This is a genomic window from uncultured Nitratireductor sp. (genome assembly GCF_913053745.1).
Classification (GTDB): Bacteria; Pseudomonadota; Alphaproteobacteria; order Rhizobiales; family Rhizobiaceae; genus Nitratireductor.
Genome location: NZ_CAJXGF010000145.1, coordinates 1 through 10,717 on the forward strand (window position 1 = coordinate 1; position 10,717 = coordinate 10,717).

Consider the following 10,717-nt stretch of genomic DNA (forward strand, 5'->3'; position numbering starts at 1 on the left):
TGGGGTGCAACCGCCCGGGACACGCTGTGAATACGTCCATGTACGCTTGACTGCAGCATCCATGCTGCAGACAGTCCCGGGCGGTTACACCCCACCTGCCAGTTCATCATTGGCAGTTACCGCCCAGGGCTTGGCCGACTTTTGAGCCGTTGTGGCGGTTTAGTTGGCTGCATATCCAGTCGCCTGTGGCGACGAGTTTGTCCAGATCGACGCCCGTTTTGATGCCCAGACCGTTCAGCAGGTATAGCACGTCTTCGGTGGCTACGTTGCCCGATGCGCCTTTGGCGTAGGGGCAGCCGCCGAGGCCGGCGACGGAGGCATCGATCACTGATACACCTTCTTCCAGCACCGCGTAGAGGTTGGCCAGGGCCTGGCCGTAGGTGTCGTGGAAGTGGGCGGCCAGTTTCTCCATGGGTACGTGGGCGGCGACAGCTTCGAGCATGCGTTTGGCTTTCAGCGGCGTGCCGACGCCGATGGTGTCGCCCAGGGAGATTTCGTGGCAGCCCATGTCGTAAAGGGCCTTGGCCACGGTGGCTACCTGCTCCGGCGCAATGTCGCCCTCGTACGGGCAGCCCATCACGGTGGAGACATAGCCGCGCACGGGGATGCCGTGTTTGCGGGCTTCTTCCACCACGGGGGCGAAGCGCTCGAGGCTTTCGGCGATGGTGCAGTTGATGTTCTTTTTGGTGAAGGATTCGGATGCAGCGCCGAAGACGGCTACTTCGTCGGCCTTCGCTGCCAGTGCCCCCTCGAACCCTTTCAGGTTCGGGGTGAGGGCGGAGTAGCGAACGCCAGCCTTGCGGTTGATGCCGGCCATTACTTCGGCCGCATCGCCCATTTGTGGCACCCATTTCGGGGACACGAAGCTGGCGGCCTCGATATGGCTCAGGCCGCTGTCTGCCAGGCGGTCGATCAGCCCGGTTTTGATGGCGGTGGCGATCACCGGGCCGGGCTCGTTCTGGAGTCCGTCCCGGGGGCTCATCTCAACCAGGCGAACCTGTTTGGGAAAGGCCATCAGCCTGCCTCCTCTTCATCTACTTCAATGGCAATCAGTTCGGCACCTTCGGACACCTGGTCGCCTTCGGCGAAGAAGATTTCGGTAACCACGCCGTCGGCCGGGGCCTTGATGGCGTGCTCCATCTTCATGGCTTCCAGCACCAGTAGAGCCTGGCCTTGCTGCACCGTATCGTTCACCGAGGCGCGCACGAGTTTCACAAGTCCCGGCATCGGGGCTCTTAGCCGGTCGCCGCCGCCGCTTTCTTCGGCGGCCTGCAGTCGGTCCGGCACCTTTAGCGTCAACGCGTCGGCGCCCTGGAAAACCGTGATGTGGCCCGGCCACGCCGCCAAACGTGTAGAGCCGTCTCGGCGTACCACAATTGGGTGTGTGGCATCGGTATCGCCGAGGCGAACGGCCAGCGCCCCATCCGCCCGCGCTGTTATCCGCGCTTCAATTGTATCATCGCCGTTCTCCAGCGTTCGCCTGTGAACGAGTGGTCCGAAATGCCCGTAACCCGCGATGGCGGAGAAGGGATCCGGAATGTCCTGGGCCGGTGCCGCGCCGCTCGTCGCTGCAATGGCCGCCGCGAGATGAGACTCCCGCAACGGAATCACCGCCGTCAGAGCCTCCTGCTTGCGTGCGATGAGGCCTGTTTCGAGCCTTCCGGCGAAGAAATCATCGTCGCGCAGGAGCCGTGTCAGAAAACCGAGATTCACTGTAGAGCCCGCAATCTCGGTTTTCTCCAGAGCGGTGGCCAACCCTTCGAGCGCCTCTTCGCGTGTGGGCGCATGAACGATCAGTTTGGCAATCATGGGATCGTAGTAGGGTGTTATGGCATCCTTCTCCACAACACCCGCGTCCACACGCAGGCGCACGCCCTCGACGCCGTCTTCTGGAAACTTGAGATGGTGGAGTGTGCCGGTTGCCGGCAGAAAGTCCCGCGTGGGGTCCTCGGCGTAAAGTCGGGCCTCCACCGCATGACCGGTGGCGGCGATTTCGTCCTGCGTGTTTGGAAGCGGCTCTCCCGCGGCCACCCGCAACTGCCATTCCACCAGATCGATCCCCGTGATCAATTCTGTTACCGGGTGCTCCACCTGTAGCCTTGTGTTCATCTCCATAAACCAGAAGCGATCCGGCCGCAGTCCTTCCGATGCATCAACGATGAACTCGATCGTGCCGGCACCACTGTAGGAAATGGCCCTGGCGGCCTTCACGGCAGCCTCGGTCATCGCCGCGCGTGTTTCGTCATTCATACCGGGGGCGGGGGCCTCCTCGATAACCTTCTGGTGGCGACGTTGTGCCGAGCAGTCGCGCTCGAACAGATGCACCGCGTTTCCGTGCTTGTCGCCAAAGATCTGCACTTCGATATGGCGCGGCGTTTGGATGTATTTTTCCACCAGAACGCGCTCGTCGCCGAAAGCAGCCTTGGCCTCGCGTTGTGCTGCTGCAAGCGCATCTGGAAAAGCGTCCGGGTCGGAGACCAGCCGCATACCCTTGCCGCCACCACCGGCGCGCGCCTTGATGAGCACGGGGTAGCCGATCTCGTTGGCCTTCGATGCAAGAGCCACAAGCGCTTGCGTTTCGCCGTGATAACCTGGCACCACAGGCACACCGGCTTTCTCCATAAGGCGTTTCGCCGCATCCTTCAGCCCCATCGCCCGGATTGCATGCGATGACGGACCTATGAAAACGAGACCGGCGGCCTCAACCTTCTCGACGAAATCGGGATTTTCCGAGAGAAAGCCATAGCCGGGGTGGATGGCTTCGGCTCCGGTTTTAAGTGCTGCAGCGATAATCTTGCCACCATCAAGATAGCTCTCCGCAGCAGGCGCAGGGCCGATCGGCTCCGCCTGCTCAGCCATCCGCACATGCAGAGCGTTCCGGTCCGCATCCGAATAAACGGCGACCGTGGCAATGCCCAGGCGCCTGGCGGTTCTTATAACCCGAACGGCGATTTCCCCGCGGTTGGCAATCAGGATCTTGTCAAACATGCAGAGCAGTCCTCCTACGAAGCTGACACACCATAATGTCTTGCGAACGGTTTGTGGCGAGGAATCTGCCCGCGAGGGCGAAACTTCCGGAAAATTCTGAACGATTCTGGGCACCGCCCGGGAAGGCCGATCTCGGCATGATGGGTTTTCGAGCAAGTCTTAAATCGATCTTGTCGCCGGAAGCTCGGCGAAACTCTTTGTAACATATTGTAATTAAAGTGTTAATTTGTATCAATACAGGTGTTTTTCCGTAAAGATACCCCAACGCACTGCTTCCAGGCCGCGCTTTTCCACTAACGTCCTTCGTTGTGTCGGGGTGAGCTCCCAGTCGAACAGGTTCGTGTCTTTCGTAGGCAAGACGCATTCCGGTTCTTCGGCAGGAGAAGGTCACTGCGGTGTCTCCCGAGACGATGCAGCGCAAGCGGCACGCTCGTCTGCGCCTATCGAAGAGGCCGCGTACACACTGCGTTCGCGTAGACCTGTTGTTCCCTCGATGCACCGTGCACGCGTTCGGGTTCTCGAGTTCCAAATAGTCAGTGGTCGAGTGCAGGCACCGCCTGCTCTTCAGTCGGGGTCGAAACAAAAAAAAAGACGCGGATGGGTCGGGCAGAGGCCGACCGAGTGCCGCAACGGGCGCACGCATGGACCCATGTTCTGCGACGCACGGAGGCGTGAAAAACGGAGCAATTCGTTGAATTTGTCAGCAGACAACAAATGGAAATTTCATGATGAAATATTCACGATCCCGCTTTTTGTTCGCAAGTAGTATTATATCGATTTCCGCAACCTTGCAGGCAAGTCCGCTGATGGCGGCGGATATGCAGGGGGTAGAACCCATCCCCGAACCTCCGATCCTCTCTCGCACACCGTTGAGGGAGAATGCGCGCATCGTCGGCGGCGCCCCGGTTCGGGGCACGGTTGGCGGCTCCCCGGTTGTGGTTCCGGGAGACGGCAAGCCGGTTTACAAGGGAGGCGGGTTGCCGCCCCTGCTTGATATCGGCGGCGACTGTGGCGGGTTCGCCTGTCCGGCAGCGATGCGCGGCAAGATGCTCGACAACAGCGCCGCTGGAAATTTAAGGATCGGTGAGAACACGGAACGGGCAGAGCCGGGCGATCGCGCCGCCGTTCCATTCGTCATTTCCGTCGACGGACAGGTTGTGGATGAAAGCGGCCAAATCACGAATGAGGGCATGTTCGGGGTATCGTCCGATGCGCGTCCTGTCGATAAGCAGCGCAAGACCGATCTTGACCTGAATTCCGTGGATATTCAGGTCAAGTTTGACGGGCTGGACACTGAGCCCTTGCTGAACGTTTCCACCGTGCCGGTACAGCGCATCTTCCGGGCCGGGGAGCCGGTTCAGTTCTATGCAACGTCGAACTACCCGGCCTTCATTACGCGGGCGGAGGTTCGAATCTACGAAAACAACGTCGCCTGGAGCAACAAGCCCGTGACGGTTCTACCGATCAATGTGAACGGTGAGGCCGCCTGGGTCGTGCCGGCGCAAAGCGGCCGTGAATTTCGTTACGTGCTGCGCGTCTACGATGCCAAAGGTCGCTTCGACGAAACGGTGCCGATGACCATCGCCAGCACGCGCGGGGAATTCCTGTCCGATTCCGGATACGGTGTGGCGCCCGGCAATGCGGAGGACCGCACTGCTTTTCGCAACATCCCGGTTCATGGCGGCGCAATCACGGTTTACGGCAAGAATGTTCCCGAGGGATATGGCATCGTCGCCTTCGATGAGCTGGTGCCGCTCGACCCCAAGGGAACTTTCGTTACCCAACGCATTCTTCCTCCCGGAAAGCACGTTGTCGATGTTGCCATCGATGGCGGTTCGAAGGCGGGTGGCCTTTACTTCAGCCGAGACGTCAACATACCGACCAATGACTGGTTCTATGTCGCCCTTGCGGATTTCACCGTTGGCAAGCGAACGGGCGACAGGGGCATCGAGGAAGTGCGGGCGGGAGAGTATGACAAGGTTTGGAATTCGGGGCGTCTGGCATTCTATCTTCGTGGCAAGATCAAGGGGAAGTTTCTTCTGACGGCCGCAGCCGATACAGGCGAAAACGAGATTAAGAACCTCTTCAAGGATCTCGATGCTCGCGACCCGCGGGAACTTCTTCGTCGCATCGATCCGGACAAATATTATCCCGTCTACGGCGACGATTCCACATCTGTCGATGACGCACCGACGAACGGAAAATTCTATGTTCGGTTGGAACGCGGCGCGAGCCACGTCATGTGGGGTAACTACAAGACGAAGATTTCGGGCACGCGTTTCCTCCAGGTCGACCGTGGCTTATACGGCGCGGAGATGGTGCTGCGCTCACCCGGCAACAATGCCAGCGGCAAGCCCAGATTCGAGGCTACCGCCTTCGCCGCCAAGCCCGAAACGCTCCCGCAACGAGATGAATTTCTGGGAACCGGCGGCTCGGCCTACTTCTTGAAACGGCAGCGGATCGTTGATGGCTCCGAAACGCTCCATATCGAATATCGCGACAAGATTACCGGCCGCGTTATCGAACGGCGCGCTCTGGTTTACGGCGAAGATTACACCATCGATTATCTCCAAGGCGTTGTTATTCTCGACGCTCCCCTTGCTTCCGCTTCGATCGACAACGGTGCGGTTCGGGAGGGCGCCCTGGGCGGACACAAAGCCTATATGGTCGCGCAGTACGAATATCGCTCGCGCTCCGGCGAAATGGAGAACTATGTCTATGGTGGTCGCGCGCAGACCTGGATCAGGAACCATGTGCGGTTGGGCGCGACCGGCATCAAGGACTCGACGGGAATGGCCGATCAGACGGCCTACGGAGCCGACGTGCGGATTCAACGTTCCGAAGATACCTTCATCGATGGCGAAATCGCATACTCGAAAGGCCCCGGATTCGGAATAACCCGCTCGACGGACGGCGGTTTGACCCTGACCGATCAAGATACCGCTGGACGAGAGGGGATGTCCGCGAAAGCTTGGAGCCTGCGCGGCCAGATGGCTTTCAAGGATTTTCGCTACCTCGGCACCGCCGGCAGGCTTGGCGGTTACTACGAGAAAAAAGAGGCGGGCTTTTCAAGCGTGACCGAACAGGTCGATGTCGATGAGCGCAGTTGGGGAGCGGAGGCGGAGATTCCGTTGACCGCCAGCATGGACCTGAAGCTGTCTTATGACGACTACAAGAATCAGGAAGGACGGGAACGCAACGAAGCCGAACTGGAGGTCAGCTACGCATTCGACGCCTATTGGAAGGCCGCGTTCGGCATTGCCTACTCCGAATTGCACTCGCCGGCGGCCATCTCATCGGGAAAATCCGGATATGATGGCAGACGGCTCGATGCGGGCTTGCGTGTCGATTACCGGCAGAACGACGATTACCTTTACTACGGTTTCGTTCAGGGCACGGTGGATCGGACAGGCAATGTCGCCAAGAATGACCGCTACGGTGTCGGTGCCGAGGTGCGGTTGAGCGAAAAACTGGGCGCTCAGGGTGAAGTGTCTTGGGGGCAATCCGGGGTCGGCGGTCTGGCAGCCCTGACATACGATCCCACCCCGGAAGACCACTATTATATAGGCTATCGTCTGGACCCGGACCGCGCCACTGATGGCACCTATGGCTACGATCTTCAGGGGCGGGATTACGGTGCGGTGGTCGCGGGTGTCAAGAAGCGCATGAGCGATGTGGTTTCGGCTTATTCTGAAGCCGATTACGATCTCTTCGGCCGCCGCAATGCCTTGGCGCAACGCTACGGCGTCATCTACACGCCGGACGTGGCCTGGACCTTCGATGCCGGCCTCGAAGCCGGCAATGTCGAGGATGAGCGCATCAATCCGAGCACCGGAAAGCAGTATGCGGACTTCGAACGCTATGCGGGATCGCTCGCCGTCGGTTTCAAGGATGACGAACTGGGCGTGAGTGCCCGCGTACGCGGCGAGGCTCGCTTCGAACGTTCCGATGACGAGACGCGCAACCGCAACACCTATGTTGTCAGCGCCGGCGCTTCCATGGACCATGAGGGGTACGGGCGTGTTCTGGGAAGCGTGGACGCCGTCATTTCTCAAACGCCAAACGGCACCTACTACAATGGCGATTATATCGAGGGATCGCTGGGCTACGCTTATCGTCCCACCGACAACGATATGCTCAATGCATTGTTCCGCTACACCTATCTTTACAATCTTCCAGGAAACGACCAGATCAGCAGCATATCGCGTTCGACGAATGGTCCGCTTCAGCGCAGCCATATCGTTTCTGCCGATCTGACCTACGATTTGCTCCCGTGGCTTTCCCTTGGTGGCAAATACGGCATGCGGATGGGTGAAATCCGGCGGAGAAACACCGACGGTAGCAACGCGATGGGCTCCTGGGAGAAATCCTCGGCGCATCTCGGCATCCTTCGCGCCGATCTGCATGTGGTCAAGAACTGGGATGCGATGCTCGAGGGACGAGCATTCTATCTACCTGAGATAGAATCGATGGACTATGGTGCGCTTGCTGCCCTCTACAGGCATGTCGGAAACAACTTCAAAGTTGGTGCAGGCTACAATTTCGGGCGCTTCTCAGATGACCTTCGCGATCTTACGCTGGACGACCGCGGTGCCTTCTTGAACGTGGTCGGTAAATTCTGAGGCCCGAGGCGGGCGCCGCTCGAGGGGGGAGGCGCCCGCCACTTGATTTTTCCAGGATGGCCCGTTCGTCGTGATTTCGACAAACTCCCCACCGAAACAAACTCGACCTTCGTTTCGCCAGAGTATCCTAGCCGGAGCTCTGGCGGTCTGGTATTTCAGCCAAAGCAGTTCGGTATAAGGGCGTTGGACTTGGTCAGGATTCTTCTGAATTTCGTCGTCGCGGCAACGGTTCTAAGTCCAAATACTGCATTGGCTGACTGGAAACCGGTCGAGCGCGTCGAAGCCTACTCCATCTCCGGCTCGACCGGCATCGAACTCTACAGATCCATCGGCGAGCGTGGGCCCAAACTCGGGATCCGCCGGGTGATCGCCTATACCGACTTCAAACTCACATGGCAGCGGGATTATCAGCAGCGCAATGATGGTGCTTGCGTTCTGGCATCGGCGAAACCGAAACTCATCATCACCTATCGCCTGCCGCAGGTCTCCGGCACGCTCTCACCTCAGACGCAGGCTGCCTGGGATCGATTCAGCGAAGGAGTGCGAGAGCACGAGCGTGTGCACGGCGAGATCATCACCGACATGGTGAAGGAGATCGAAACGGTATCCGTCGGCTTGCGGGCGGAAAGCGATCCCGGCTGCCGCAAGGTGCGGACGAAGCTTCAGGAACATTTGGGGCGGTTGTCGCAAGCGCAGCGGCGTCGCAGCCGTGAGTTCGACCGGGTCGAGATGGGCGATGGCGGTAATGTCCATCGCCTGGTTATGGAATTTATCAACGCCGACCGGCAGAGAAGCAACTGAACCGTCAGGCTCGGCGCTACATCCTGAAAACGCCGAACTTCGTTTCGCCGATGGGCGCATTCAGAGCCGAACCGAGCGACAGGGCGAGCACCTCGCGCGTTTTGGCGGGATCTACGATACCGTCATCCCATAGCCGGGCGCTTGAATAGAGCGGATGGCCCTCCCGCTCGTATTTCTCGAGGATGGGCTGACGAAACTCGGCCTCTTCCTTGTCGCTCCAGCTGCCGCCTCTGCGTTCGATGCCCTCGCGCTTGACGATGGACAGCACCGTTGCGGCCTGTTCACCACCCATCACGGAGATGCGGGCATTGGGCCACATCCACAAGAAACGCGGCGAGTAGGCGCGGCCGCACATGCCATAATTGCCCGCACCGAAGGAGCCACCGATGATGGCCGTCACTTTCGGCACCTGGGCGGTAGCCACGGCCGTCACCAGTTTGGCGCCGTCACGAGCGATGCCACCGGCCTCGTATTTGCGCCCGACCATGAAGCCGGTGATGTTTTGCAGAAAAACGAGCGGGATTTTCCGCTGGCAGCACAATTCGATGAAATGCGCGCCTTTCAGCGCACTTTCGGAGAAAAGCACGCCGTTATTGGCTAGAATGCCCACCGGAATTCCGTAAATATGCGCAAATCCGGTGACGAGCGTGGTCCCGTAATTGGCCTTGAACTCGTCGAGCTCCGAGCCGTCCACAACACGCGCGATCACCTCGCGCACATCGTAGGGCTGGCGGGTGTCGGCGGGAATGACGCCGTATATCTCGCGCGGATCGTAAAGGGGCTGAATCGGTTTGCGAAGATCGAGCGATACCGCCTTCTTTCGATTCAGGTTTTTGACGATCCGCCGGACGATTGCCAGTGCATGTTCGTCGTCGAGGGCATAGTGATCGGCAACGCCTGATTCACGCGTGTGCACTTCCGCACCGCCGAGTTCTTCCGCCGTTACCACTTCGCCCGTGGCTGCTTTTACCAGCGGCGGACCGCCGAGGAAGATCGTCGCCTGTCCCTTGACCATGATCGTTTCGTCGCTCATCGCCGGTACATAGGCGCCGCCGGCAGTGCAAGAGCCCATCACGCAGGCGATCTGCGGAATGCCCTTTGCCGACATATTGGCCTGGTTGTAGAAGATGCGGCCGAAATGTTCCCGGTCCGGAAAGACTTCCGATTGGTGGGGCAGGTTTGCTCCGCCGCTGTCGACAAGGTAGATGCAGGGCAAATGGTTTTCGAGCGCGATTTCCTGGGCCCGCAAATGCTTCTTCACCGTGACGGGGAAGTAGGCGCCGCCCTTTACGGTCGGGTCATTGCAGACAATCAGGCATTCCCGGCCTTCGACCCGGCCGACGCCTGTGATGATGCCGGCGGCGGGCGCCTCGCCATCATACATGCCATGGGCGGCCAGCGCGCCGATTTCCAGGAAGGCGCTGCCGGGGTCCAGCAACCGCTCGACCCGTTCGCGCGGCAGCAGCTTGCCCCGCTCCACATGGCGCTGGCGCGAGGCCTCCGGGCCGCCCAGCGCGGCTTTGGATGTATGCGCGCGCAGCTCTTCAAGCAGGCGTTCCATGGCGGCCTTGTTGGCGGCAAAGCGCGGGCCTGCCACGTCGAGACTGGATTTCAGGACGGGCATTCAGCCTCCCTTCAGAAGTTTTTGGCAGGCTTAGCTGCCTCTGGGGCAGGTGTCACGCGTGTGTCACCGGTTTTTACCAGACTGGCGAAACAGCCCCCTAGGAAAGGCCGCAGGCGATGCGCATGTTCAGAACCATGAAGCTGGATATCACGACATCCCTGAAGGCGATTGCCTTCCTGAAAGATGTACCGGAAAAGGCCATGAAGGCCGCCGGGCGCGAAGCGTCCTGGTTCTGTGTGCCGGCCGGCGGGACGCTGTTCCTGCGCAACGAACCGGCCGATATGATCTATTTCGTCCTGTCGGGCGCACTCGGCGCCTTCCGGGTCAATCCGAACGGGCAATCGGAATTTGTGGGCCATATCCGCCCTGGCGAGCCGGTGGGCGAGATGGCGCTATTCCTCGGCGGGGTCGACCTCGACGGAGATGGCGCGGCTGAAGACGCCCCGCATACAAGCTCCGTCTATGCTTTGCGCGATTCCGAAGTGGTCGGTTTTTCCCGCGAAGGCTGGCACCAATTGGTCAAGTCAGAGCCGGAACTGCTGGAGCACATGATCCGAATCATCCTGCGCCGCGTCGGCCGGGAGGGGCAGCGCAATATCAGCGCCGCGCCGAAAGTGTTCACGCTTGTCGCGACCTCGCCCACGATTGACCTGGAACTGCGCGCCAAGGCGCTGAAAGCCAG

Annotated in this window: 6 protein-coding genes; 3 read left to right on the plus strand and 3 right to left on the minus strand. The window is 59.9% G+C overall.

Going from position 1 to position 10,717, the window contains the following annotated elements; all coding sequences use genetic code 11:
• Nucleotides 1–106: 106 nt before the first annotated feature.
• Both QZ638_RS19050 and QZ638_RS19055 read right to left on the minus strand, forming a co-directional pair.
• Nucleotides 107–1,015 (minus strand): hydroxymethylglutaryl-CoA lyase, encoded by a 909-nt coding sequence (locus tag QZ638_RS19050; RefSeq protein WP_295813480.1) that lies wholly within the window; start codon nucleotides 1,013–1,015, stop codon nucleotides 107–109.
• On the minus strand, nucleotides 1,015–2,988 hold the full coding sequence (locus QZ638_RS19055) for an acetyl/propionyl/methylcrotonyl-CoA carboxylase subunit alpha (RefSeq protein ID WP_295813481.1): 1,974 nt from the start codon (nucleotides 2,986–2,988) through the stop codon (nucleotides 1,015–1,017). The genes QZ638_RS19050 and QZ638_RS19055 overlap by 1 nt, the downstream gene beginning before the upstream one ends.
• Nucleotides 2,989–3,794: 806 nt before the next feature.
• Here QZ638_RS19055 and QZ638_RS19060 point away from each other — a divergent pair.
• Both QZ638_RS19060 and QZ638_RS19065 read left to right on the plus strand, forming a co-directional pair.
• Nucleotides 3,795–7,610, plus strand: coding sequence for a TonB-dependent receptor (locus QZ638_RS19060; RefSeq protein WP_295813482.1), 3,816 nt, complete (start codon nucleotides 3,795–3,797; stop codon nucleotides 7,608–7,610).
• A 198-nt stretch (nucleotides 7,611–7,808) separates the two neighbouring features.
• Nucleotides 7,809–8,411, plus strand: coding sequence for a DUF922 domain-containing protein (locus QZ638_RS19065; RefSeq protein ID WP_295813485.1), 603 nt, complete (start codon nucleotides 7,809–7,811; stop codon nucleotides 8,409–8,411).
• A 16-nt stretch (nucleotides 8,412–8,427) separates the two neighbouring features.
• Here the strand turns inward: QZ638_RS19065 and QZ638_RS19070 are convergent, their stop codons facing one another.
• A complete protein-coding gene (locus QZ638_RS19070; RefSeq protein ID WP_295813483.1) occupies nucleotides 8,428–10,035 on the minus strand; it encodes a carboxyl transferase domain-containing protein in 1,608 nt (535 codons plus the stop codon).
• Between the two features lie 122 nt (nucleotides 10,036–10,157).
• Here QZ638_RS19070 and QZ638_RS19075 point away from each other — a divergent pair.
• Nucleotides 10,158–10,717: Crp/Fnr family transcriptional regulator (locus tag QZ638_RS19075; RefSeq protein ID WP_295813484.1), on the plus strand; the 560-nt coding region annotated here is incomplete at its 3' end.

Excerpts from the sequence above, each read along its gene's own strand:
- QZ638_RS19050 (WP_295813480.1), bottom strand. The coding sequence starts at position 1,015 with ATGGCCTTTCCCAAACAGGTTCGCCTGGTTGAGATGAGCCCCCGGGAC.
- QZ638_RS19055 (WP_295813481.1), bottom strand. The coding sequence starts at position 2,988 with ATGTTTGACAAGATCCTGATTGCCAACCGCGGGGAAATCGCCGTTCGG.
- QZ638_RS19060 (WP_295813482.1), top strand. The coding sequence starts at position 3,795 with ATGGCGGCGGATATGCAGGGGGTAGAACCCATCCCCGAACCTCCGATC.
- QZ638_RS19070 (WP_295813483.1), bottom strand. The coding sequence starts at position 10,035 with ATGCCCGTCCTGAAATCCAGTCTCGACGTGGCAGGCCCGCGCTTTGCC.